The organism is Thermocladium modestius (genome assembly GCF_055398215.1).
The window spans coordinates 69,622-94,631 of the sequence record NZ_AP043731.1 but is presented as its reverse complement, the minus strand read 5'-3'; the positions used below and the strand labels follow the sequence as shown (position 1 = coordinate 94,631).

The window sequence follows — 25,010 nt, the reverse complement described above, 5'->3', positions numbered from 1 at the left end:
TGACCGCGTGTCATTCATCTATTATCAACTCCATTCGCGATGCCTTTCGCATTGAATCCACTACCTCATAGGATACATTTACACCCCCTCCTCTCCTCCTCATCTTTATGTTAAGCCGCAGGCCGTGTAAGTCAATGTTCCTTACCTCAATCCACTTCAGCCAGTCGGGAATGCATGGCCTAAGCGAGACAGCGTTGCCGTTGAATGATATTCCCAGCATTCCTTGGATCATCATGACCGCCGCTCCACTTGCCCAGGACTGGGGGAAATTCCCCATGGGTCTCGGGGGATCGGAGCCGGTATACAGTTCGGGCAGGCCCGGGAGTCCCAGTTGCTTGAATGCATTCAGCATCGCCTTGGATCCTGCCGAGAATTCATCGCATAAGCCGTAGTCGGCCAGACCCTTCAATATTATGGAGTTATCATGGGGCCAGATCGATCCATTATGGTAGCTGGTGGGATCGTGACGAGGCTCGCCGTATCCCAGGGTCTTTATTCCGTACTCGGTGAAGAGCCTATTCCCCATTAATACCTCGGCAGCCTTTTTGGCGTCCCCGCTATTGATGGCGTGGGTCCAAAGCAAGTGGCCTGGATTGGATGTGTATATATCCGCCAACCTGCCCTCCCCATCAATGGCCTCCGCAAAGAATCCCAATTCATTGGACCAGAATAGCGTTATCTTATCCCGAACGCGGTTGGCAACATTGCCCAGGCCAAGGCCTGGAGAGATTTCATCCATGCTCCTCAGCGCCTCCCAAACATATCCCTGCACCTCAATCAAGTACCTGGGGTACCCCAATAGTTCCCCGCTTGAGTCGAAGACGGAGTCCCAAGAATCCTTCCATCCTTGATTGCTCAGGGCACCACCATCATAGCCCAGCAGCCCCAGCTTATCCTTGCTCAATTTATCGAGCAGCCACGCCAAGGCTAATTCGACGCCATCCTTGAATGGTTTAATAGAATCCACGCCGCTCTGCCTGGCATAGCTCGCCACCAGCATTAGGTAGAGGGGAGTGGCGTCTATGGTGCCGTAGTACCTCCTGAACGGCAGCACGCTGCCGCTTATCTCGCCCTCCCGCCTCTCGTGTATTATCTTGCCGGGCTCCTCCTCCCTCTCCTTGTCGTGGCTCCGCCCAATCAATTCCGTCAACCTCTTAATCACGGACTCCGCTATTGATGGAATGAATCCAAGGGTCTGCATGGCCGTCACTATGGAATCCCTTCCGAACACGCAGTTGAACCAGGGAATGCCGGCCAGGGGAAACATAATGGCGGGAGGAGACTCCAGCAGCGTGAAGATGTTGGTGATGGAATATCTATATAATAAATTAAGGGAATTGTTATCGCTCTTCAAGTGTGGAATCATCCGCAAGAATTCCATGAAAACATCCCCCGCGCTTCGAGGCCTCTCTGGGCTTCCCAATGCCGGCATCAACATCACGCTCAGCCGCCCGCTTCCCCTCACTATGGCTAATCCATCCTTCAATGAAGCCTCTCCACCGCTCCTAATTACTAGGCTCCTCCTCGCTCCATCGGTTCCATCGTAAAATGCAATGATCGCTTTCCCCCTCCTCTCCACGTTAACCATGCGTCTCCTCTCCACGACGCTCGACTTACTTAGGGAATCCCTTACCTCGAATATATCGGAGAAGTCGAATCCAACCTTGACGCTCAACTCCCCGCCTCCCTGCACTGAATCGCGCACTCCATCGTAGAACGGCGTTATGGTTCTCCGAATGGGTTCGCCGTTCAAGTCGTACTCGTAATTAATGGATATGCCGCTCCTCCATGACTTGATGGGCAATGCCGGTCTCCCATCTATTAGTAATTCATATAGGGAGACGAACCTAGTATCCCTATAGTACAGCCCGGTATAGCCATGGCTGGGGCTCGCCGAGCCTCCGCGTAGGACCATGAATGCCCTGCCCGCATTAATGGTCTCCCTATCCTCCAGCTTCCAGTCGCTGATCCTAGGTCACCTCTATCCTAGTTCCATCGCTTGACCTGAACCAATGCGCTTTGGCTGGATCTATGCCTATTGCCACTACATCGCCTACCCTGAGCCCAGCCACCTCGCGGAGCTCCTTCTTTATCGTTAATTGAATCGACCCAGCTGACGCATGAATTACCGCCTCGTCGCCCAGAACCTCTATCAAGGAAATGGTAGCCCTAACGGAGGTGCCGGGTCCACTGCCTATGGCTAGATCAGTAGGTCGTATTCCAATCGCCACCTCGCCGCGTTCATACCCAGGAGGCGGAGCCACGCCATTCAAGGCAGAGAGCGGTATCACGTTCATGGGAGGATTTCCTACGAAGCCGGCGACGAATACATTGCTCGGCCTCTCGTATAGCTCCAATGGGCTCCCGACCTGGATTATCCTTCCCGCGTTCATGACCGCAACCCTGGTTCCAAGCGTCATGGCCTCCGATTGATCGTGTGTAACGTATATCACGGGAACTCCCACGGAGCCCAGGAACCTCTTTATCTCGGCCCTCATCTCCACCCTAAGCTTCGCATCCAGGTTGCTCAAGGGTTCGTCGAGCAAGTACACGCTTGGGTTCCTAACCATGGCCCGCGCCAATGCGACTCTCTGGGCCTGCCCACCGGATAATTGGCTTGGCCTCCTGTCGAGCAGGTCATCTATGTGGAGCCGGGCCGCCACCTCCTTGACCCTCCTATCTATCTCGCTCTTCTTGAGCTTGCGTATCTTCATGTTGAGGGCTATGTTGTCGTAGACCGTCATGTGTGGATACAAGGCATAGTTTTGAAACACCATGGCCACGTTCCGCTCAAAGGGTGGGACCCCGTTCATTCTCCGGCCTCCTATCCTTACCTCCCCCTCATCCGGCTCTATTAGCCCAGCCACTATTCTGAGAAGCGTGGTCTTCCCGCTGCCGCTCGGCCCAAGTATCACGAAGAATTCATTGTCTCCTATGGTCAGGTTAACGTCATCCACTGCCTTCTTATTCGAGTAGTACTTCGTTACATGGATTAATTCTACGGTCATGCTCTCATCCCTTGTTGACGTTCAGCGCAATTCCCTTTATGAAATACCGTTCAAATATTACATAGATCATCAACGTCGGTATAAGCGAGAGGACCTCGGCGGCAGTCATTTGATTCCAGTATATCTGGGCTCCATTGGCTCCCTTGAAGAAGTTTATTGCGAGGGGAAGCGTGAACTTGCCGGGGGTCTGCAGCACGAAGAGGGGCCAAAGGAAGCTATTCCATGCTGCTAGGAACGTATATATGGCAGCCGCCGCGAATGCCGGCTTGGCCAGCGGCGCTGCTATTATAGCGAATATTTGATGAGTTCGCAAACCATCTATTCTGGCCGCCTCCTCCACCTCCGTCGGTATCGTCGTGAAGTACTGCCTCATGAGGAAGATATTCACCGCGGAGACCATGGATGGAATTATGACGGCTTGGTATGTATTCACCCAGCCTATGTCTACCATGAATATATATTCGGCCACAGTTATCACAGGAAACGGTATCATTAGTGTGGCCAATACGATGTAGAACAGAACATCACGGCCCCTGAATTCCAGCCTGGCAAAAGCATAACCCGCGAGCGCGCCTATGAGAACGGAGCCGGCCGTGGTGGCCACCGCTATTAAGATGCTGTTCAAGTACCATATGGGGAAATCGCCGAATCTCCATACATATATGTAATTGCCGATGGTGTTCACCACCGGTAACAGATTAGGGGGGAAGTGGGGAAAAATAGATGATCTAAACGATTTAAGGAACATCCAGTAAAAGGGCAGGAAATACACAATGGCGATGATGACTTGAACGGCCCTCCTGATCCATGCCTTCACGGCTTGTCCAGCCATTCATGCCCACCTCATCTCCGGAATCAGCTTGCGCCTGCGCGATGGTTAGCGCCATTATCAACACGAATAAGACGAAGCTCGCCGCGGCGGCTGCGCCGAAGTTATCGTACACGAAAGCCTCGTTGTATATATACATTAAGGGAACGTAGGTAGAAGTGCCGGGACCGCCGGCGGTCATTATGTATACCTGGTCGAATAGCTGCATGGAACCTATAACTCCCAACACTGCAACGAAGAAGAAGCTGAACCTCAGGAGGGGCAGGTAGAAGAACCTGGATCTCTGGACGGCAGTTCTAATCCCATCGATGGCGGCCGCATCCATTATTGATTGGGGAATGGATTGAAGGCTGGCCAGGAACATCACCATAAAATAAGGCGTCGTGCTGAATATGTTGAGGGCCATTATCGCGGGGAACGCCCACGCGGTGCTGAGCAACCAGTTCTGGGGCTGTACCCCAAACACCCTGAGAAACGCATTGAGCAATCCATCCCTGGAGAACACGTAAATGAATAACACCGACATTACGGCCGACGACGTGACGGCAGGTATGAAAACCGTGGCCCTGGTGATCCTCGCCAGCCTCGTCTCCTCATTGAATAGCAATGCGAACGCGAATGCCAGGATGGTTTGGGTGGGAACAACTATGGCCGTGTACTCCAGGGCATGTAGCAACGATAATCTGAAGAGGGGATCCGAGAGCACCACCGCGTAATTGGTTAACCCCACCGGGTATATCCGGTGGAAGAAAGGGTCGTAATGCATTAAACTGATGGCGAAGGAATACGCTGCCGGGAAGAGCATGAATGAGACTATCAATGCAAAGGCGGGAAGGATGAATAAATAACCCGTTATGTTTGATTTCGTTGTGCTCTTTCCCATCCTAGATCAGCCGTTGGTGGGGCATTGGCCGCTTAGGCATAGATTAGTATCGTTCACTATTTCTTGATAAGCCTCATTGAGATTTATTGTTCCGGAGAACAAATTGCCGACCACGTTATGAATATCCGTATGCATTGCATCCCAGTTGGTGGTATTGTACGCCCAACCATACGCGAACGGGTATTGTTCCGCCAAGTAAGCGGCGGCTGGATTGGCATTTATGTAGGTGGAGTTGTGGAGTATTGATAATCTAGCCGGCAGGGCGAGTCCCTTCATGACCCAGGTGAACTCGCCATTCTTGCTTGTGAACCATGCGACGAACTCTATTGCGGCCTTCATCTGTGCGGGACTTAGGTGTGAGTTAACGGCTAGGCCCACAACGAACATCATGGTGCCTCTCTGCGCGTCGGAGGGCATCCATTGAACGCCCCACTCCCCAGGCGGTACCTGAGAGCTATTGCTCTCCAGCACTGGTATAGTCCACGTCCCGCTCACAACCATGGCCACCTTGCCCAAGGCGAAGTCGCCCCCATTCCATCCAGCCGATAGATCGGATGCCAAGACGGCATATCCCTTATTATATAGATTATACCAGAACGCGAGTCCATCATATATCGGGGTTGTATTGGCGGGGGTTCCCGTGCCTTCCTGGTTCACCCAATCGCCGCCGGCCTCGTGGATAAATGCCAAAATGCGGGCCCACGATGGGGTCACAGTCATTGGATAGTAGCCTGAGGGCAATTTAGCCTTGAGCGTCGCCAAGTAGTACATGAAGGTGGTCCAGTTCCAATTAGCCGGTGGGTCCGGGAGCCCTGCCATCTGTAGGAGCTTCTTGTTATAGTAAACCCCCAGAACCCCCCAGTCCTTTGGCACAGCGTAGAGAGTTCCCTTGTAATAGAAGGTCTTCAACATGTTTGGTATGAAATCGGATAGATTATAGCCGGGGTAATCGGCCAAGGCACTAAGATTGGCCAAATACCCAGCCGCCGCGAACCTGGGGAGCTCCGTGTTCTCCATGTAGAACACAGACGGACCGGTGCCCGTGGCCAGCCTGGTGGCCAGCGTGGAGTAGTAATTACTGGTTATTGGTGTGAAGACCACGTGTATGCCAGGGTGCTCTTGATTGAACTCATTAACCATCTGCATGTCGAACTCATACTCGGCCCCGCTGGAGACCCATCCGGCGAACGTTATGGTTACGTTAGTTGTTGGTTGAACGGTGGCACTCGATGATGACGTGGTAGGAGTGGACGAAGATGTAGTGGAAATAGATGGTGATGGTTTATATGTAATATATATACCAACTCCAATTGCTATAATTATTACAAGACCTATTATTACCCATGCCAAACGCCCCAAGGCATGTTTGTTGCCCATTTTTATCACCTCTGCTAAGAATAACTTTGGGGATATTTAAGCTTTACTGATTATACTATAGAATTATAGTATAATTAATTCATTAATCCCATATTCGCTAAAGTCCATCAAGCAAAAAGCCTTGGAAAAACGGTAAGGCAAGTAGGAAAACACCGAGACGCTGCTCGTTCCTTTCTTGGACCTGAAGGGTGAGGTTTATAACCGCCTTATTTTACCGGGGAGGATCGGCATCCATTGCCTCAATTATTACCTCACGTGCCTCTATGTCCTCTATCTCAGCATCGTATCCCCCTATTGAGTACCTCCTTCCATCGCTCTCCATAATTATGCTGGAAACCCTATTGAATGATTCAACCGAGGAAACCACCCCCCTCACCTCTATAGGTTCCCCCCTACGTATATCAATCCCCCTCACGGTTATTAAAGGTCTATGGCCGCGGCCAAGAAGTTCCTTGAGATCCAGCGACGCAAAGTGGGCATTGAGATACCTGCGTGGATATCTGCTCTTCTCCGGATCTGCTCGCAGCGCATCGCTGGACTTACTCCAAGTGGAGCTGAATATATCGAGGAACCTAGCTATTATATCGATGTCTTGTATTAGATATCCAAATGATGCGCTCGATCTATTCATTATAGCTCTCCTACTTGCATATATCCCCCTCTCGAAATCGGCCACAAGCAATAGGAAGTCCCCCAGCTTGGCAGTCCTAGCCCTGACCAAATCGCCGTACTTCCTCATTGAGCTCAAGCAGTCATTATCTATACCTGGGTAGATCAACAGGTACAAATTGACTCCCCTGTTCAATGCATCCATAAATAATCTAATGTTGCTCCTAAGCATCCACTGAGGAAGCTCGCCGTACAGCTCTGTCTTGGCATTGGAGACCACGTCAACAACACCATTATTTATGCCGTTCATGCCATATGAAATGGATATTTGGGAACCACCACGTTGGCTCTGTCCAACCCCCTTAACCGACTCCTTTATGGAAAGAAGCGTGGAAACGTGGGTTTCTATTATTGTTGACAAGTCGTAAGCTATGTACACCTTGGGCCTGGTGCCGGATACCCTGATGAAGCCCCGCCTAAGTAGGCTGGAGAGTATATTGTATAGCTGGGGTTGATGTATGTCCACTGATTCCAGCAAATCCTTAACGCTCGCCTCGCCTCGGGCTGCTATTGCTAGAAACACCTCCGCCTCCCTATTAGTTAATCCCAACATGGTTAATACATCCAGCAAGTAATCTCTACTCATCTAGATCGACCTCAGCAGATCCTATAAATGCGTTTAAGTATTTGCGATTCATTATTACCCTCGCCCTAGAGAGGTGAATTCTCCATTATACTCTTCCCCGCCTCCATAAAAGAATGCCTAGAGCCTTGCCTTTCGGGTTAGGTAACTCATATTGAGGACATAGCAAATGTCGACAATAAATATCCTCTTGCCTGGAAGGGCCATCTTCATGATTAAGTGAACGACAAACCTCGCCCCTTCAGTGTGGGTAAATGGGGAGCGGGGCCGATTACCCCCCGCAATACCAAGGGAGGGCGTCCACGAAGCAGAGCGCACAAACGCAAGGGCGAATGTGATCCATCTCCTATCAAACGGTCTTCAGCGTAGAAAGATCTAAAACTAGCGAGTGTCTCTGCCAAGCTATTCAATGAGATATTAACTTAAGGAGAGAAAGCAATTCTTCTACGGGGAGAAGGTGGACTTCAAAGGAACGCGGGTCAAGCACTACAAGAAGTACAGGGACATTATGGATGATTGTAAGCATCATAAAGAAGCTCCTCTCCTTCATAGTAGACCACGACGGAATAGCACCGGTGAAGGGCGTAATCCCTGAGGTCTCGGAGAACCCCCTAAAGACGGGGAGGAGGTCAGCTATGTACCACTTCCTTAACTCCATGCCTTGATGGTCAGCAATGTCCCACTAGGACGCGGTCCAGAGGACAGTCACGGTCCATTAGCCTGTTGGCCGCATTCTACGGCGTGTCGTCTCCTTATGAATGGTTGCTGTTTAGGCGCTAGATTTGCGTGTCCAATTTTTGGTAACGCATATATAAATATTGCTGTAATTCCGCGATACACAATGAGGATAATCGGATGAAAGATGATATTGTCTCCTTATTCTAGGTTAATTGGTTCAGTGGTTGTAAAGTGAAGTGGCTGGCACATTCATGGTAAGCATTCGGTAGCAGTGGAGGATGGGTTCTTTATCGAGGGAAAGGGACTAGGGAATCGATTATAGTGGTTTGGCCCCAGGATCGGAGGAGGCACTTCATGCTCAGGCCTGTCAATAATCGCTGAGCGTCCTAGCCATTATGTAGGCATCCTCTCCGTCCTGGTAGTACCCCCTCAACGTGGAGACAACCTTATAGCCCAGTTTAGTGTATAGATTTATCGCGGGGGTATTTGATATCCTCACCTCCAGATACACCTCTGATGCATTGTAGAACCTCTTCATGGCTCGCATGGATCGTATCATTAAATTATAGGCCACTCCCAATCGCCGCGCCTCGGGCAGTACACCGATGGAAACTATATGGCCCTTTCTGGCCACCCCGCCGCGCCTCAAATTGGACCAGCCGAACTCCACCCTGGTCATTACGTATCCAACCACCTTCCCACCCAGCTCCGCCACTATGAATGATTTCGGGAAATTCATGTGATGCTCCACGAAGAAGAAATCAGGGTAATTCTCGGGCAGCACCGCCCTGTTTATGTGGGTGACTTGTTGAAGGTCCTTCAACGAGAACTCCCGCAGGCTATACTTTGTCTTTCCGTCCTTTGCTGTTATCTCCTCCTCGCCCTCCAGCTTTTCCGTGACCTCTCCCATGCCTTGATGTCGTCACTTCTCTTTTTAAAGAACTCTCCAGAGCGGCTAGAACGGAGTAGAGGGCAATAGTTAACACGACGAAAATAACCAGAGTGGCCGCGTTCCTTATCATCAAGCTAAACAATCCCCAGTAGGGTATGGCCAGACACACCTCCCCATCTACTTCATTGAATGGCGTGGTCCAAGGATCCCTAACGGGATTCGCATCTCCCTTGGTCTCCACGTAACCGTTCCCAACGTATATTACCCTGTGAACTATGTATTCCCCATCATGGAAATAAACCACTATGTTGCCCAGAAGGGAGTTGAAGTGGACGGGGCAGAGAATGACTAGGGTGCCGACCTCCATCGTAGGCTCCATGCTAAAGCTACCCACCGCTGCCCAGGGAGTTATGAAACCACCGCCGCTGCTGGCCAAAATAATTGATGCAGAGCTCAGCGCTATAATTATAATCATCAATGCCAACTTCATTGCTCTCAGCGGCTCGCCTCGCTTAAAAAGTTTTCATGGGCGGGAAAGTTTAAAACGGAGCATGGCTTGCCGTAGCCATGGATGTATTCGACGCAGCAAAGTGGCGGGAGGCCGTGAAGTTAATCAATTATGGATATGGAGGATTAATGATAGGGCTACTGGCTTGGTTAACATACCTAATAGCGGGCCACTACACGTTCGGAACTAACATAAATCCATTGATAAATGCCACGACGATAGCCGTGGTGGCCACCGTGGTATTCGTGGGAGTCAACGTCGCATATGAAACGATTATACAACCCATCGACAAGAAAAGGGGAAAAACCACCGGCAAGGGAGGCGCGGGCAAGTCAAAGGGGAAGACCCGCTAGCGAGCTACCCTTCGTTCAAGCGGTGTCCTCTGCCGCTCGAAGATAACTGCGGCGGTCGCACGGAGTCGGCGGGTCCAGTATTTTATGGGAATTAAGGGCTTTATTTTGGAGATATTCGCTATACAAGGAGACCTAGTTACTTGCTATATGGCTTCTCTATGCAAATCTTTTTAAGCAGCACCTGTCGAGGTTCCATGGATGGATCAAGACTCGCTTTACAGAAAATTGCTGGACAGGGCCTACTCCGTGATAACCCCCCGTGCCCAACAGAGATCCGAGTTGCCTAGGCTAGTCATTGAGACCGCGCCTAAGAGGACCATTATAAGGAACTTCCTGGACGTGGCCTCTCGGCTGAGGCGCGACCCGTCCCATATGGTTAGATTCTTCCTGAAAGAAATGGCGGTGCCGGGGGCCATAGAGGGCAACTCGTTCGTTATATACGCGGAGAGGAATCCCAGAACCGTGGAGCTGGTGTATGAGAGGTACATTAAGTTCTACGTGGTTTGCCCGGTCTGCAACTCCATAGATACGGAGCTCATAAAGGAGGGCAGGATATACATACTGCACTGTACGGCGTGTGGAGCCAACACCCCCAGGAAGGGAGTGGGCTAGGCGATATGCCAAGCAAGGTTTGCCCCATCTGCGGTAGGGAAACGGATGTGTTGATAGAGGGCATGTGCCCCTCATGCTACTCAGAGAGACATAGATTGATATCCGTGGAGGGACCGGTTAAGTTACTGGTCTGCAAGTCATGCCTATCGGCCTACCAGAGGGGAAGGTGGGTAAGAGATTGGAAGCAAGTGGCTAGGAAGGCCGTTCAGGCCGCCGTGAAATTCAATGGCTCCATAACCGGCGTTGAGATGGACGTGATGGGCAATCCACTGACTACGATGTCGGTCAGAGTGAGGGCAAGGGGAAAGATCCATGAGTCCCTAGGCGAGGTGGGGGAGGAAGCCATAGTGCCGCTAAATGTCGTCCTTGATTTATGCCCCACCTGCAGGTACGTCTACTCCGAGCGAGAGGCCGCCGTGATTCAGGTCAGGAAATTGGGGCGACCCATAGATGGGGATTTAAGGACTGCACTGGAGAGCGTGATAAGGATCACCCTCGCGAAAAGCGATGAGGTGCAGAGGGGCGCGATAATAGATGCAAAAGAAGTGGAGGGAGGCATTGACATCAGGCTAACCAATGCTAACATAGCTAAGTCCATAGTTATGGCAATCCACAGATCATTTCCAAGCAGGGTGGTGGAGACGGAGAAGGTGGTGGGCGTAAAGGATGGCAAGCACATATACAAGATCATTTTCTCCGTGAGGTTGATAAATCTGAGGCGAAACGATGAGGTATTGATAGATGGAGCGAAATACGTGGTCAAGGATGTCAGGAACAACTCCGTTGGCTTGCTTGATGAGAAGGGAAACAGCGTCTCCATGAGCTTCGATAAATTAATTGGAAGGAGAGTCATAATGAGCAATCAATGAAGTAAACATGAGCTCAGCATGCATGTCATAATAGTATTCGTTACCATAAATTGGACACGCGGTACAACGTGCCCAACCCACACGTCCTGCTTCTCCTCGATTAAATTTCCACGTAGTACTTTATTAATCGCTTGAATATGGCCGCATCCGTCTCATTCAATATGTGAAACTCGAACTTCGTGTTTCTAATGGATTTCCTCAACTCCAAAAGCACCATCAACCTATCCTCCTGGTCCGGTATCTCAACCAGTATATCCACATCGCTCGCCGCTATTGCTTCCCCTTTAGCCTCGGATCCAAATAAGTATGCTTTTCCTCCATGGGCTTCAGCTATTCTTTTTATCTCTGCAAGGTATGTTGATCTATTCCTCCTATAATCCTCGTTCTTCCTCTCCCAGAGCTTCACAGATTCAAGCACTTAATCACCTCCTCCACGAATCGAAGTGCTTCTATGTACTCTCGCCGTCCATATCTCCTGACCAAGTACCTGGATCCTATGTATGCATCCTCCAGTATGTCAATTATGTACCATTTTTCCTCGGCCAACTTCTTAACGCAATCATTCCCGCTCAGCTCTATCAGATCGTGAAGTCCATGGGTTCTCGGGAAATCACCCTTCTCCCTCAACAAATAAGCCTTAAGGGATAACTGCATGGACTGCTCAAGGTGGAAAAGGGAGATGTCGAACCTGTCCTCGCCGGCGTCGATGTCGGATATCTTTAGAAAATGCCTAGCCCTATCCACCATTTCGCGATAAAGCTCGCCGCTCACCATATTTGCGCTGAAGCTACGTTATTAAAGCTTTGCTAACAGAATTGCGAAAGACATGAGATGCATTGACCATACATTGCACAATGTTTATGTAAGAATTACCAATAATTAGGCCCGGCCTCTAGCGACTTTACTGCCCGGCCTCGGCCGAGGGTTTCTTCCGTAACGCCGGCCACGCGGCGGGGATTGGGGGAGGGGGATTGCTCAAGGAGGCTCCCTTCAGGGCGAGGGACTCGCTTCTCTCCTTGTTGTTGTGATGCTTTGCTATTGGTTTTAATCCTCCCTTAACTTGTCCCATGGTATTTTCCTACCGCACTTGGGGCAGTACTCCCAGCCCTCCATTATAGGGGATCCACAGTATGGGCAGACATAACGATTCTCGCCATTCTTGCCTTGCGACTTGTCCTGCAGCTCAGCTCCATCCCTGGCTTGCTCCTCCACGACGGCTTCCTGCGGTCTTTCTATTGTCTCCACAGACGCCTGCTGGAAATACTTGGAGAGCACCTTATTCCATAACTCCCTCGGCGACTTTGTGTACAGCCGTATTCTTTGGTAGGGCATGGTCATGGGATTCCTTTTCTTATCCTTGGGTCCCTGTTCCAGCTCTATCTCTACGAACCGCCTTCTCTCATTTATCAATACCTTCTTCACCGCCATGGGCGTCCTCATTATGTACGATCCATCCAATATGAATGCATCCCTATAGAAAATTACTCCCTTGCTCGGTATCATGGGTAGATTACCCATTGGATTGGCTGATTGACCAGCGAATGGCAGTTTCAAGGCTCTGGAGAGCACGTAGAATACGAGGAACCAGACCCCGAATAGAACCAGGTACCCGAAGAAGTATGAAAGGAAGCTCCTATAGAAGGTAGCTAAGCCAGCCGCGTAGTCCGTTATTATTGCTGATATGAACTTGTTAACCACCGTGGAGAGAAGCGTCGGATAGATGAAAATTATCACCAAGAGCAGCGCAAGCAGTATGAACATGTTCTTGAACATGCCCTTCGACATTTGGGAATACTCCTTCTGTAGCTCCGAGTCGCGCTCCATTGCCTTCCTTATCTCGTCGGGATCCAGCTTGCCTAAAGCGGACTGCTTCTTGTACTTCTCTATCTCGGCGGCGTTGGACCTATACGTCCGGTAACTCATCGCTATCATAGCGCCGAACACTATCACCAAGTACCCCACGAATACCCCTATTGATAGCCAACTATTGTGCGCCACCTCCCCCCAAGCGGCGGCCGCGGCGAAGGCTATGGGCGCTGCTACCCAGAACAAGTACTTAACGGGCCCGGACTGCATTGCCATTGACATTAATTAACTCATAAAACGATGAAATAATAAACTTTTCCCAGAAGATATATACGTTTTTATCCATAATGACCTCAAATTGCTGTGCAGCAGCTATGTCCCTCCATACTTAAAGGTTATATGGAGGCAGGGCAGAGGCATGGTTTTGGATCACGTTAAGCAGCCGCCATTATTGTGTCCCCCAACTGCTCGAGCGGAAACATTTAAATCGACATTAATAGGGGAGAGGCGATGTCTATCTTGGGGCAGATGGTTGAAGGCCATGAAGAGGAATCGCATGTTGATCTCTCATCTCGTTCGACGAGCGGTTCCTTAATATGGGGGTGAGGGCAGTGCAGGCAATACCGTCCATACTTTGGCTATTCATAGCATGGTTCATTATAGTGGGCATGCTTTATCCCTTTAAAAATAGATTGAAGTTGGTCAAGATATATTATGGATTGGCCATATTGGTCAGGGGGGAGAACGTTCATCAAGCAATAGAGCCATTCGCCAAACTGCTTTCGAAGGTGCCAGAATGGGTGCTGGAGGTATTGATAATAGGCGTGTTCCTATCATCCATGGTATACTTAGTGCCGGCCCCCCTCCAAATAGTGGGCGTTCCAGGCTTCTCCTTCCCCTCCTTCTTCAGGATACTGGGCAATAACGTATATGCCTTGTTGACAGTTAAGACATCGTCACCTACCTCGCTGGTCACGCATAAATTCGTCCCACTGGCTCCCCTGATACCCGGTGTTACGATAGACCTCTATACCTTCATGTATGTATTGATAGCGATAGGCATCGGCATACTGGTACATGAATTCAGCCACGGCGCATTGGCGATAAGATTCAAATCAAGGGTCAAGTCGGGCGGCGCCTTCCTATCCCTTTTCCTGCTTTACGGCGGATTCGTCGAGCTGGACGAGAAGGAAATGAAGGAAAAACTATCCCTGCCGCAATTATTGACGGTTTATGGCGGCGGCGTTTTCGCCAACCTACTACTTGCCTACTTAGCGGTTGGGCTGCTTCTGATCGCTAACCTTCCCGGCTTGATAAACTACATCGGGGGAGTCGTGATAGCGGGCGTGATAAAGGGCTACCCAGCCTATCAAGCCGGAATAGTGAACGGCAGCGTCCTTCTATACGCCAATGGAACGGCAGTTCAATCCACCTACTCCCTCCTTTACTTGCTTGAAGGAGCCAAGCCGGGAGAGCACTTGATATTGACCACGCTGAGCAATGGGGTTATATCGAATCATTTAATTACGTTGGCAAGCGACCCGAATGCGCCGGGCTTTCCCTTCATTGGAGTAATGGTTCAAAACAGGGAGTTCTATAACTTCCTATACTGGTTCTGGACGTTGAACGTCACGTTGGTGCTGCTGAATTCAATGCCGGCGTTTCCATTGGATGGCGGTCAATTCATATACTCGCTGCTGGCCAGATTCGCTGGGGAGAGGAGAGCGATGCTGGTGACCGAGGTGTTGAGCATCGTTGTGTGGGGCTTGATAATCCTTACCATATATATAAGTATATCCACGGGGTTATGGCAGCTCGTCGCTCCATGAAAATGAGCATAAATTACTAGAAAAATTTAAATTTAAGGCGATTGAAATAGAAGCGATGCAAGGCTCCTTCAGCGGCAGCATAAAGAATTACATTGATGAATTGATGAATAACGTAAGCGATATTGAGCTAGTGGGGCTGGCCACATCCAATGGCTTTCCAATAGCTATTCAAGGAAGGGGGTCTATGGATAACATCAATAGCAAGATGGTGAGCGCATTCATAGCATCGATAATAAGCGACGTAAATAAGAATTTGAAGGCAGCAAATATGGGCGGCGACGTCGAATCGCTAACCATACTAACATCTAACTCCCAAATACTTCTGCGTAGGAAAGGTGACCTCATCATAATAATAAAGGCAGCGGTAGATGCGGATACCAATCTACTTCTATATTTGATAAATCAAGATCCATTTTGATATGATTCAATACAATAATTTGAGATTAATGATTTGAGATGATTCACTTTATTTGGCTTAGATCTATTCCCTTGGTCTCTGGTCCTATCGCGGCGGCTATGCCGTAAAGTATTCCAGCCAATATCAAGAAGAAGGCCGCTGTGAACCATATATTGCTTCCCTCTATTGGCTTAAAGACGGAGTATAGCGGTATTGAGTATAGGGGCATCCATGCTGTTATGAATAGGCCAGAGCTATATCCGAAGCCCACTCCGCTCGCCCTTCTCGCGGTTCCGAAGCGCTCTGATAGGTATACGGGAACGAGTCCCCATGGCCATTGAGTGAACCATCCGGCGAATAGGGAACCCAGGTATAGGAGGCCGGAGCTGTGGGTGGCGGCGCCCAAGTACCATATATAGAAGGATGGAACCGCCATTATTACAGATACTATTGCGCTGATCAGGAATGCCTTCTTTCTACCCATGAAATCGGCTGATAGGCCCCATAATGTGGCAGCTATGGCTGCGAAGACACCAGATATGGCGTAATAATACGATGCAGCGCCCTCGCTTAATCCAGCGCCGGTAAGTATGCCCGTGGCGTAGTCGAATAGGGAGTACGAGCTGAAGAATAGCCCAGTCATCAACACGAACACTTGCAGGAAGGTCCACAGGGTGGGTGGCTTAAATATGCTGAAGAACGGTATCCTCTCCAATTGATTCTTCTGCTTGGCCTCTACGAATATGGGGGAGTCCTTCATTGTCAGCCTTATTATCACCGCCACGGCTGCCGGTATCAATCCTGTGAGGAACACGTATCTCCAGCCGTATGCCTTCATTGCTGGTATGCCCAGGGCATCGACGAACAGCGCAACTACGAAGCCGCCCAACGCGACTCCCCACGAGAAGGCTCCCTGAGCTATGCCGCTGGCCAGCCCCCTCCATTTGGTTGGCGCGTATTCTATTGCGAATGGATGGCCAGCTGCATACTCTCCTCCTATGAAGGTGCCTTGCACGAACCTGAGGACTAGGAATATTATGAATGCAGCTATCCCTATTTCTGCATACGTGGGCAGGGCAGCCGTCAACGCGCTCATTATTGAGAAGCCGGTTATAGTTATTAGGAGGGTATCCCTGCGTCCCAACCTATCGCCTAGGTTTCCGAAGATAGCGCTGCCCAGCGGCCTTCCAATCAATGTGAAGGCATATCCAAACAGCGTATAGTAATACTTCAAAATGCCGCTTAAGTGGGGTGGGAGCAGGACGCCGGCCAGTATGGTGGTCATTGCAGTGACGAACAGCAAATCGTATGCATCGAGCATGAAGCCGAAGAATTGGCTAACCAAGGCTTCCTTGGCTTCCCTCGTCCATTTCTGGGAGTATATGGATTTATCCATTAAAAAACATTTATATTTCCAATTTTTTAAACAATATTTATTTATTTTTACGTATGTGGTCGAACCATAGTTATCGAAATGCTATTTTGATATATATGGAATATTGTAACGATATTAGTAAAAATATACTTGACTTATATTAAATGAACGTTTTACTTTTATCCATATAAACCTAGATATAAATTGATCATAATTATATCGAAGTGAATGGTGATAATGCCATGTTGTACCCATCAATTCCTTCTATTACATTTGAACAGTGCCTTGAACGTGGTGAGGGGGTCGTGGGGGGTTGTAGCCGCTATGAGGTAGCCACCATCATTTACTGTGGGTCGCAATGGGGCAGCGCCCGTGAGGGGGCGAAGCCCTAGGCCTCGGGAGAACCCCTTAAGGGAGGGGAGGAGGTTGGAATCAATAATCATTATTAAGGCAATATACTTAAACCGGTCAATTCCCGGTCCAATAAGGTAGGGATGAAGGGCTTTCGAGTCGCCTCAGTCTACTTCAGCGGGAATGTGGGCGTCATGTTGTTATCGTGGCTGCTTTACGGGATTGGATCGGCGATAACCAATCCATACCTATCCATTTACATGAAGATGCTGGGAGCAAGCTCCGTGATGATTGGTGCGATATATTCCCTCGGTATGCTGGCTCAGTTAATAACCATAATTCCAGGAAGCCTTCTTACCGATACCATAGGGCGGCGTCAATCCATAATAATAGGCACGTGGGGCATAGCTGCAACTACATCGCTCTACGTGATTGCGCCTAATTGGCAGACATTGCTGGCGGTTTATGTGATAAACTCGGCAATGGCGTTCTACCAGCCAGCCCTTATGTCCACAGTGTTGGATTCCCTGCCCTCCAATAAGAGGGCAAGCGGCGTGTTAATGGTATCCGTGCTGCCCCAGCTCCCCGTGGTGGTATTGCCGCCAATCGGCGGGGCATTGATCGGGAGATACGGGTTGCTGGGCATTAGAATGGCTTACTTGGCGTCGACCGCCGTCTCATTTGTGGTGGGAATAATAAGGCAGCGATACCTGAAGGAGACGTTGACCGCTATAAAGCCGTCCCCGCCCTCTCCTAGGGAGTTATTGCGGTCATATGATTTAAGGACGTCAACATCCAGGTTACCCAGCGAGGCCAAGTTCCTCCTGGTCGTGATGTTCTTGGCATCGATCGCCTCGGCTCCTGCCAGCACGTTGGTTCCAGTGTATGTGATCTACAGGCTGAACTTGAGCACGGTGGCTTGGGGAACCATGGTGGCTGCCGCCAATGCGGCTTACTTGGTGGTGGGCTTAATAATGACACTGTACGTCGATAGAATTAGGCGCATTCTCCTTATCGTTGGCGCGGCGGTCATGGCTGTAGCCAACATCTTCGGCTTGATCCCGAATGGCTTGATAATCTCGTTATACTTGGTGGTTTTCCAGGTGGGGCTTCAGCTCCTAACCACGTCGATTCAAAGCGATGTGGGGGACGTGGTGAAGGCCGAGGGCAGGGGTAATGCGGTGGGGCTATTGATAATATTTCAATTAATTGGCCAATCCATTGGCAGTTACTTGGCGGGAATCACGTATAAATTAAATGCGTTAAATCTATTCATTATGCCAGCCATAATTATGGTGATGGCCACGGCCATTATAGTCATGAAGAGACACGGGCTGGCGATCCCCAGTAAGTCTATCTGACCTTCATCCTGAGGGGCTGGGTTTATTTTCATCATAATGCGATCGACAAGCCTCCTTGTGATGGGTTGACCATCCCCTCCTCCAATTTTTTGAGCGATTATCTACGGTAATGCCTAGCGGGGTTAGGAGGAGCTGTTTCTTTCTTTCTGTCTAGCTTGCATTGTTTTCCTTGACTTGGCGTAGTATTGAAGAGGGTTCCTGGTTCCGCATCCCAGGTTTGTTGGGCATAGGCCGAGGGAGTTCATTTCTTGGCATGATGGTGGCAAGTACTTATTTCTACCTCCCCTGGCCCCCGCTATGTGCTCCACTTGGTACCTAGTTATCCTCTCATTGAAGTCCGCCACTGGCTTGAAGTCATCCACTACCCGCTCCACCGCTTCTTCAATGCTTAAACCTTCGTAATCGGTTAATGCATTTATCATAAATGCGGCATACGCGAATCTGGCCATGTGGCTGGGATTCCCGCCTCCCTTCATCTCCTTCATGATGCTATCAATGCAGGGTGGGTACAGCGTTGTTACCTTCACGTTGGCCGGCTCGTATTTTATGTTGGTCCGCTCTTGTAGATTGGCCAGCGCGTCCTTGGCCGGCTCTATTATCTTGGCTATTATATCCTTCTCCTCGCTGAATGACTTGATGATATTCATGACTCGCGCCTCCACCGCCTCCTCCACGAGCCTAACCAAATCCCCCCTTCTCACCAGCACGTATCCCTTGACTAAAGGCCTCGATCCAAGCGACCAATACGGGTCGTTTCTAGGCATGGTTCTTAGATAATCCCACACGTTGATCCCGAAGTCGAATAGGCGGGCCAAGTTGCCGTAAACAACGTTACCTGTGGGTTTCACCTGCAAGTTGAATTCCCTGGCGATGTACATTATGCACGCCGGCTCCTCCCTGCTCAATTTGCTGGAGAACAGCTTGCTCTCCGCATCGGCTATCCTACGCCAAGCCCGTGGGTTCAAATGAGCGGCAGCGGCCATTGCTATTAAGTGGAGCAACACGGCATTGACGGCATCACTCGTAGCCGGTTCCCTCGCCCGCTCTCCCCTCGATAATAGATCGCCCAGAAACTGTACCGCTCCATCCACCAAGTCCTTCGCATCCGGCTTGGTTAAGTCCTCTATTTTAATTCCTACCTTATCCAGCCTACGTATTGCCTCCTCCGTGAAGGGGTACTTGGCTATGAATGCATCTAAGTCCTCCGAAACGCATGCGGGCAACACGTTGTATAAACTACGGCCGGAATTATTAAGCGTTAGACGTGAGTTCAACAATATTATTGCTATATCGTGAATGGATCCATGTTAGGGGCCTTCAATGATGCAAAAGGTATTAAAATGCCCCGGGCAGCGATGGTGTATGCTCAGCGATTACTTGAAGGGAGGCATTAATGTGCTCGTTGACGAGATGCCGCCCCAAGATCTGGAGAGGGTGCTGGCTGAATCCCATAGAGTAATCATTAAGCGCGGCGATGGTTTTATCACTCTGCTGCCGCAAGAGGGGGCTACGTTCGATGACGTCATGATATCTAAGAGGATGGTCGAGGCCGTTGCCGCGGGATTCTCCGTGGACGATGCGTTGATGTTGGAGGATAGGGATTACTTGATGGATCAAGTGAATATATTGGATTATGCCGACAAGGGAAAGCCGAGCAGGATGAATCAGTTGAGGGGATTGATAATAGGAGAGAATGGGAAGGCGAAGAGGAATATTGAGGAATTGACTGAAACCAAGATAAGCGTGAAGAGCTCCATGATATATATAATCGGCAGGTTCGAAAACGTGGAGGCTGCCAGGACGGCGATAGATATGCTGCTGGCGGGCCGCCAGCACTCCACAGTCTATAAGTGGCTCCAGTCCTGGAGAGCCGAGCGGCAGAGGAGCAAGTTCATAAACGAGATAGATGAGGAGGGATACCTCCGTTGATCTGGGTCTCAAGGCCTAAGGCATATTAATCCCTACTGTGCTTGGACCAGCATGTTTAGGCCGTATGGGATGGATGAGGGAAAGTACTTGGTAAGATTGGCTAGATTAGCCGTGGAGGAATTCATAAAAACCAGGAAAGTAATTGAAGTGCCCAGCGACGTGCCGCAGAGACTCTTACAGGACAATTACGGCGTGTTCACCACGATAGATTCATTTATAGATGGAGAAAGGGAATTGAGGGGATGCATAGGCTATCCAAGGGGTAAGGTGAACACCGCTAAGGCAACAATAGATAGCGCATTGGCAGCCGCGTTCGATGATCCCAGGTTCACGCCGTTAAGGCAGGAGGAGTTAAATGGAGTGACATTCGAGGTAAGCGTGTTGAGCCCCCTAGAGCGGATAGATGTTCATCCCAGGGACCTGCCAAGCCATATAGAGGTGGGGAGGCATGGCTTAGTGATACAGCACGGATTCAGCGGCGGTCTTCTACTTCCACAAGTGCCGGTGGAGTATTGTTGGGACTCCATGACCTTCTTAAATGAGGCATGCGTTAAGGCATCCATGCCGCCCGATTGCTGGATAGAGGATGGGGTAGAGATATATTTGTACGAGGCCCAGATATTCAGGGAGACAATTCCACGGGGAGATGTTGAGGAGCGCGATTTGATACGTGAATTGAGGAGGTGCGGTAGTAAATAGAATGAAGTGAATTCGCTGCGAGATCCATTACGCGGCTGAGGGGCTTTAAGGACAGCTTTAAAAACCCGCATATTGATTGATCAATGCTATGTTCGACGTCAAACAGATACGGCTGGGCCTAGAGGAGTGGCGTAAACTCAGCGATGAATTGAGGAGAATAGGTCAGAACGATGATCTGGAGGTACTTATGAATATAGCCGTGGCTCCCAGCGAGGAGGAGGGGGATGCGGCTCAGAAGCTGACCAACGAGATGAACGACATTGGAAAGGAACTGGAGAGCGAGGTGGGAGCCGCCGTCCACGTGCACGCGCATGAAGATCATTTTGCAATGTATTTATCCATGAAGAAGAAGGGAGGCGATATATCCAGCGCAATAAGAACGGTGGCGTCCCTGATAAAGAGCTGCGAGTTCTGCTCGGTTCACGGCATAGATGGGGAGATACATTTGGGCGATGATGTCTCCGCCATCTTCTTCGGCGATCCGTATAAGATGACATTCATATTGCCAGGCCAAGATGGGCGTCGATTGATAGTTATGGAGATGAATACATAACTAGTAATCCTGCCCAGTCCAAGCCGGCCAGTTGCGGTCGACCCGCCTCATCCGAACAGCTTGGCGGACTGGATAATATTAGCCTTGGTAAAGGCTGCGTGCGGACAGATTTATATTGTGACCCGGAGCTATAATCAGTTAATGAAGACTCTGTTCATGGAGGTATTGAAGACGATGGTATACCTCAAAGGCTTCGAGGAGGAGGCCAGCTACATGCTTAGCCGCGGCCTGGGCATAAAGGCTGATCTAACAGCTGAGTTCAGGAGTAAATGGGAAGCTATGTACGGCGAGTCTATAAGCAAGGGAACGTATAGGTCACTGCGGCAATTTGCCAAGGACGTGGTCGCGTCCATGTTGAGGAATCGATCTATAAGCATAGGTCCTCGCGAGCTGAGCTATTGGAGCAACTCAGTGGTCAATTCAATGATGGATGCCGCCAACATCTATGATGATGTGAGGAGCGCATTGGATGCATTGATGGATAGAGGAGTTCAGCTATACATATTGACTAACCTGGATAATGATATTGCGAAGAAGATATTGTTGAAGCACGGCTTGTTGAGGTACTTCAAGGGGGTGATCAGCCCGGATCTGACGGGGGTGGGTAAGCCCAGCATGAAGATATTCCAAGTCGCCTTAGCGAAGGCAGGAGCTGATTTGGAAAGCTCCCTAATAGTAAGCGGTCTTCCAGAGGATGCTGTTGGAAGCAAGCTGAGCCGGATTAGGATGGCTTTCGTCAATAGGGACCGCGCAGTGCCGGTTCCTCAACCCGATTATGTGGTGAACGACTTGGGCGAGCTGGTGGAGTTAATGGATTCCATCTGGGGTTCATGAGCGATACCGATTTTAACCGATCCATCTCTACCGTGATGTGGACGGCACTTATGGATTGGTCATAGATACTATTTCGGTGGCGGTTCAATTGATAGCAGTGATAGATCCTATAGGAGCCGTTCCCCTGTTATTCAATGTGCCTGATTACGATAAGCGAGTGAGAAGCATCAGTAGATTAATAGGAATAGCTGTCCCGGTGATTCTGTTAATATTTGCATTGCTGGGTCCCTACATATTGTCGGCCTTCGGCATAAACATAAATGACTTCAAGATAGCGGGCGGCATAATTCTGCTCGTCGTTGCAATAGATATACTGAGGGGAGGGACGTCCAGCACGGTTCCCATAAACCCCGATGATTACATCCTAGTTCCAATAGTGACTCCTCTCCTGGTGGGGCCAGGCGCGATAACCGCTGCAATGATATACATGACGTATTATTCCGCGGCTGTGGTAATATTGGGAATAGCGATCGCCTCCGCTATCACGTACATGACCGTCAGGTACTCAACCATACTGGTCAAGATAATGGGTCAAAGCATGTTGAAGATGGTGGGGAGATTCTTCAGCTTAATAATAGCGTCCTGGGCAATTCAATTAATAGTGGAAGGCGTAACACACGTGATTTGATGGTTAAGCGACTCTTCAAGGTTTGAGGGAGGGCATCGACGTTTCTTAAATAATGGATATGAAGCTGTAAAGAACTAGGGGAGCGGTTTATTCCTGAGCGGTGGAGGACCCGCTCCTCCCAAGGAACGCGAAGAATACGCACCAAGCCCCCCGTTTAGACTTAATGCCCACAGTCTGCGCGGCAGACCAAGTACACTGCTTAAATAGAAGACCCCCCACCAAGCCCGGCATGCCCCCATCAAACTCACGCCGGCGAGGCCCCTCCACAACCCCAACCACGTTGGCGGCGCTCGCCGCCACGCTGATAATCGCATCCCTCCTCACCCCCCAACCCAAGCCCCTAGCCCAAATCTCCGGGAGGGGCTACCAAATAAATTACTACAACGCGGTGGGAACCCCCGTGCTCACTGTAAGGGGCTACGTGGACTCACGCCCAGTCCCCCTCATAGTCAGCCTATTCGCCTACACGCCCACAAGCATATACCCAGCCGGGTATTACCGCGGCTACGGCGCGGCGACGGCTAGATTAACGGCGACCCCCATAGAGGAGGCGGCTAGGGCGTGGGGCGCAGGCGGGAGGGGGGAGCCCTCGCTCCTTGCATTCGTGACCTACGTGGATAACTCTACCGGGACCATGAGGTTCGTGGCGCTGGCCATACCCTACAGGCCGGGGTGGGTGGAGTTGGGCCGGGTCTCCATAGTGGCCGTGGTGAACCTAACCGGGGCGAGGCCCCTCCCCCTCAATCCCAGCCCCACCGCCCCCTCCCCCTCAATTAACCGCCCCCTCAATCCCACCGGCTCCGATCCGTATGGTTACTCCTACGTGGGTTCGTGCATGGGGAGCGGCGGCGTGGTGGCTAACCCGCCCGGGGTCCCTGGTGCTTGGCAGTTGGAGAGCTGTTATGAGTTTGAGGGCCCAATACCCCTAGCCTTCATCGCCTGGAGCAAAAACACATGGAATTCCGGGGTATCCCAAATAGGGATAGTAATGACTGGCGGTAGTTATGCTGAGGCTGGTAGTGGTTTTTATGCTTCTTATTCTGTTTATAATGTGAGTGGGGATTATGTTGTTTCTGTGGCGTCGAGCGGCCCTACTTGGTCCTTTCCTCAGCAGGCAAACATGGAGATCGAATCATGGCCTTGGCTTGATTGCGGTGTATTGGGTGGAGTATATGTCCATCATGGTTCTTCCATCTCCATTTCCTGCCCCGCGAGCTACCTATATTCAGTCCCTGGCTCTGGTGCGTTGTTCTTGGCTGCTCGGGGTTACGTGGCCGCGCCCACATTCTACTCATGCGTGTTCCAGCCCGGCCCCTCTGGGGAGGAGTGCGAGCCCGTATACGTGGCGAACGGCACCATGGTGCTGGACATCACCTCCTACACCCCCGGCTACCTCCACCTGTACCCATACATTGACTTGGGGAACGGCACCGTGACCAAAACCCTATCCCTGCTGAGGGGGGAGGGGTTGGCTGGAAGGGCGTTCACGGTGCTCGACGCCCAGTCCTACTACTACAACCCAGCGATTAATCAGGTAGTGGAGGTCCCCGAGTGCGGCGACGCCCCCAGCCCCAGCAGCATCTCCCCCAGCGTCGTGGCTTATAACCTCCAGGGCGCGTTGACTACCTATAAGCCCGGCGTCCCGGGCTGGGCGGTTGACGTGGGGGGAGTCCTAGCTGACTTGATGGCTGGGATGGCGGGTGCGCCGGGCGTGGTTGGCCCGTTTCTTGGCTTCGCCGCGTCCTATCTCCTGAATCACTTGGGGAGTTCCTCGTCCACCGTGTATCAGGACTACGTTATGCAGGTAGGCGCTGGCTCAAGCTCTGTTTGGGGCTTCTACGTGTCGTTCGTGGGGACCCCGGCCTTGGAGGCGTCCAGCGGCTCTGAGTATAGTTGGCCCATGGGCGTTGTGATTAACGGGAGCAATTACTACCTGTATTACTTGTTGGGGAGGCAGTGTTGGAGTTGATGGGGTTTGTGTGGTTTT

At 50.6% G+C, this 25,010-nt stretch carries 26 protein-coding genes; 13 read left to right on the top strand and 13 right to left on the bottom strand.

Annotated features, from left to right (window positions below; genetic code table 11):
* Positions 1-10: 10 nt before the first annotated feature.
* From ACZ5ZS_RS00470 to ACZ5ZS_RS00445, 6 genes are all read right to left on the bottom strand, one after another.
* Positions 11-1,915 (bottom strand): glycogen debranching N-terminal domain-containing protein, encoded by a 1,905-nt coding sequence (locus ACZ5ZS_RS00470; RefSeq protein WP_188595940.1) that lies wholly within the window; start codon positions 1,913-1,915, stop codon positions 11-13.
* Between the two features lie 55 nt (positions 1,916-1,970).
* A complete protein-coding gene (locus tag ACZ5ZS_RS00465) occupies positions 1,971-3,008 on the bottom strand; it encodes an ABC transporter ATP-binding protein (protein ID WP_188595939.1) in 1,038 nt (345 codons plus the stop codon).
* A 4-nt stretch (positions 3,009-3,012) separates the two neighbouring features.
* Positions 3,013-3,840, bottom strand: a complete 828-nt coding sequence (locus ACZ5ZS_RS00460) for a carbohydrate ABC transporter permease (protein ID WP_188595938.1) — start codon at positions 3,838-3,840, stop codon at positions 3,013-3,015.
* Positions 3,746-4,720: a carbohydrate ABC transporter permease gene (locus tag ACZ5ZS_RS00455; RefSeq protein WP_464858366.1), complete on the bottom strand. Its 975-nt coding sequence runs from the start codon at positions 4,718-4,720 to the stop codon at positions 3,746-3,748. The genes ACZ5ZS_RS00460 and ACZ5ZS_RS00455 overlap by 95 nt, the downstream gene beginning before the upstream one ends.
* Positions 4,721-4,726: 6 nt before the next feature.
* Complete coding sequence (locus ACZ5ZS_RS00450) at positions 4,727-6,097, bottom strand: extracellular solute-binding protein (RefSeq protein ID WP_188596020.1); 1,371 nt, start codon at positions 6,095-6,097, stop codon at positions 4,727-4,729.
* Between the two features lie 211 nt (positions 6,098-6,308).
* Positions 6,309-7,352: a TrmB family transcriptional regulator gene (locus ACZ5ZS_RS00445; RefSeq protein ID WP_188595936.1), complete on the bottom strand. Its 1,044-nt coding sequence runs from the start codon at positions 7,350-7,352 to the stop codon at positions 6,309-6,311.
* A 509-nt stretch (positions 7,353-7,861) separates the two neighbouring features.
* On the opposite strand from ACZ5ZS_RS00445, the gene ACZ5ZS_RS00440 reads away from it, so the two are divergent.
* The gene (locus tag ACZ5ZS_RS00440; RefSeq protein WP_464858364.1) at positions 7,862-8,014 is read left to right on the top strand and encodes a hypothetical protein; all 153 of its coding nucleotides are present in this window, start codon (positions 7,862-7,864) and stop codon (positions 8,012-8,014) included.
* 380 nt (positions 8,015-8,394) lie between these two features.
* Here the strand turns inward: ACZ5ZS_RS00440 and ACZ5ZS_RS00435 are convergent, their stop codons facing one another.
* Together ACZ5ZS_RS00435 and ACZ5ZS_RS00430 are read right to left on the bottom strand one after the other, a co-directional pair.
* Positions 8,395-8,937 carry a GNAT family N-acetyltransferase gene (locus tag ACZ5ZS_RS00435; RefSeq protein WP_188595934.1) on the bottom strand — a complete coding sequence of 181 codons (543 nt, stop codon included), beginning with the start codon at positions 8,935-8,937 and terminating at the stop codon, positions 8,395-8,397.
* On the bottom strand, positions 8,867-9,409 hold the full coding sequence (locus tag ACZ5ZS_RS00430) for a signal peptidase I (protein WP_188595933.1): 543 nt from the start codon (positions 9,407-9,409) through the stop codon (positions 8,867-8,869). The genes ACZ5ZS_RS00435 and ACZ5ZS_RS00430 overlap by 71 nt, the downstream gene beginning before the upstream one ends.
* 77 nt (positions 9,410-9,486) lie before the next feature.
* Here ACZ5ZS_RS00430 and ACZ5ZS_RS00425 point away from each other — a divergent pair, with 77 nt between their 5' ends.
* From ACZ5ZS_RS00425 to ACZ5ZS_RS00415, 3 genes are all read left to right on the top strand, one after another.
* Positions 9,487-9,780, top strand: a complete 294-nt coding sequence (locus ACZ5ZS_RS00425; RefSeq protein WP_188595932.1) for a hypothetical protein — start codon at positions 9,487-9,489, stop codon at positions 9,778-9,780.
* 198 nt (positions 9,781-9,978) lie between these two features.
* Positions 9,979-10,392: a translation initiation factor IF-2 subunit beta gene (locus ACZ5ZS_RS00420; RefSeq protein ID WP_188595931.1), complete on the top strand. Its 414-nt coding sequence runs from the start codon at positions 9,979-9,981 to the stop codon at positions 10,390-10,392.
* A gap of 5 nt (positions 10,393-10,397) precedes the next feature.
* The gene (locus tag ACZ5ZS_RS00415; protein ID WP_188595930.1) at positions 10,398-11,261 is read left to right on the top strand and encodes an NMD3-related protein; all 864 of its coding nucleotides are present in this window, start codon (positions 10,398-10,400) and stop codon (positions 11,259-11,261) included.
* 100 nt (positions 11,262-11,361) lie between these two features.
* Here ACZ5ZS_RS00415 and ACZ5ZS_RS00410 read toward each other — a convergent pair whose 3' ends face one another.
* The 3 genes from ACZ5ZS_RS00410 to ACZ5ZS_RS00400 all read right to left on the bottom strand — a co-directional run bounded on the left by ACZ5ZS_RS00410 (position 11,362) and on the right by ACZ5ZS_RS00400 (position 13,349).
* Positions 11,362-11,679, bottom strand: a complete 318-nt coding sequence (locus ACZ5ZS_RS00410) for a nucleotidyltransferase domain-containing protein (RefSeq protein ID WP_162508484.1) — start codon at positions 11,677-11,679, stop codon at positions 11,362-11,364.
* Complete coding sequence (locus ACZ5ZS_RS00405) at positions 11,664-12,032, bottom strand: HEPN domain-containing protein (protein WP_188595929.1); 369 nt, start codon at positions 12,030-12,032, stop codon at positions 11,664-11,666. The genes ACZ5ZS_RS00410 and ACZ5ZS_RS00405 overlap by 16 nt, the downstream gene beginning before the upstream one ends.
* A gap of 273 nt (positions 12,033-12,305) precedes the next feature.
* The gene (locus ACZ5ZS_RS00400) at positions 12,306-13,349 is read right to left on the bottom strand and encodes a DUF2208 family protein (RefSeq protein WP_188595927.1); all 1,044 of its coding nucleotides are present in this window, start codon (positions 13,347-13,349) and stop codon (positions 12,306-12,308) included.
* 329 nt (positions 13,350-13,678) lie between these two features.
* On the opposite strand from ACZ5ZS_RS00400, the gene ACZ5ZS_RS00395 reads away from it, so the two are divergent.
* Together ACZ5ZS_RS00395 and ACZ5ZS_RS00390 are read left to right on the top strand one after the other, a co-directional pair.
* Positions 13,679-14,896, top strand: coding sequence for a M50 family metallopeptidase (locus ACZ5ZS_RS00395; RefSeq protein WP_188595926.1), 1,218 nt, complete (start codon positions 13,679-13,681; stop codon positions 14,894-14,896).
* A 55-nt stretch (positions 14,897-14,951) separates the two neighbouring features.
* Positions 14,952-15,314: a roadblock/LC7 domain-containing protein gene (locus ACZ5ZS_RS00390; protein ID WP_188595925.1), complete on the top strand. Its 363-nt coding sequence runs from the start codon at positions 14,952-14,954 to the stop codon at positions 15,312-15,314.
* A gap of 43 nt (positions 15,315-15,357) precedes the next feature.
* Here the strand turns inward: ACZ5ZS_RS00390 and ACZ5ZS_RS00385 are convergent, their stop codons facing one another.
* Complete coding sequence (locus tag ACZ5ZS_RS00385) at positions 15,358-16,689, bottom strand: MFS transporter (protein ID WP_188595924.1); 1,332 nt, start codon at positions 16,687-16,689, stop codon at positions 15,358-15,360.
* Between the two features lie 473 nt (positions 16,690-17,162).
* Between ACZ5ZS_RS00385 and ACZ5ZS_RS00380 the strand changes: the two genes are divergently transcribed.
* Positions 17,163-18,380, top strand: coding sequence for an MFS transporter (locus ACZ5ZS_RS00380; protein WP_188595923.1), 1,218 nt, complete (start codon positions 17,163-17,165; stop codon positions 18,378-18,380).
* 122 nt (positions 18,381-18,502) lie between these two features.
* On the opposite strand, the gene ACZ5ZS_RS00375 is transcribed toward ACZ5ZS_RS00380, so the two are convergent.
* Positions 18,503-19,606, bottom strand: a complete 1,104-nt coding sequence (locus ACZ5ZS_RS00375; RefSeq protein WP_229657636.1) for a DNA primase — start codon at positions 19,604-19,606, stop codon at positions 18,503-18,505.
* 136 nt (positions 19,607-19,742) lie between these two features.
* Between ACZ5ZS_RS00375 and ACZ5ZS_RS00370 the strand changes: the two genes are divergently transcribed.
* From ACZ5ZS_RS00370 to ACZ5ZS_RS00345, 6 genes are all read left to right on the top strand, one after another.
* Positions 19,743-20,309 carry a KH domain-containing protein gene (locus ACZ5ZS_RS00370; protein WP_188595922.1) on the top strand — a complete coding sequence of 189 codons (567 nt, stop codon included), beginning with the start codon at positions 19,743-19,745 and terminating at the stop codon, positions 20,307-20,309.
* A gap of 51 nt (positions 20,310-20,360) precedes the next feature.
* Complete coding sequence (locus ACZ5ZS_RS00365; RefSeq protein ID WP_188595921.1) at positions 20,361-21,008, top strand: TIGR00296 family protein; 648 nt, start codon at positions 20,361-20,363, stop codon at positions 21,006-21,008.
* 88 nt (positions 21,009-21,096) lie between these two features.
* Positions 21,097-21,561 carry a hypothetical protein gene (locus ACZ5ZS_RS00360; RefSeq protein WP_188595920.1) on the top strand — a complete coding sequence of 155 codons (465 nt, stop codon included), beginning with the start codon at positions 21,097-21,099 and terminating at the stop codon, positions 21,559-21,561.
* A 141-nt stretch (positions 21,562-21,702) separates the two neighbouring features.
* On the top strand, positions 21,703-22,395 hold the full coding sequence (locus tag ACZ5ZS_RS00355) for an HAD family hydrolase (protein WP_188595919.1): 693 nt from the start codon (positions 21,703-21,705) through the stop codon (positions 22,393-22,395).
* Between the two features lie 37 nt (positions 22,396-22,432).
* Positions 22,433-23,023: a MarC family protein gene (locus ACZ5ZS_RS00350; protein ID WP_188595918.1), complete on the top strand. Its 591-nt coding sequence runs from the start codon at positions 22,433-22,435 to the stop codon at positions 23,021-23,023.
* A gap of 229 nt (positions 23,024-23,252) precedes the next feature.
* Entirely contained in the window at positions 23,253-24,992 is a 1,740-nt protein-coding gene (locus ACZ5ZS_RS00345; RefSeq protein ID WP_188595917.1) for a hypothetical protein, read from the top strand.
* The last annotated feature ends 18 nt before the right edge of the window (positions 24,993-25,010 follow it).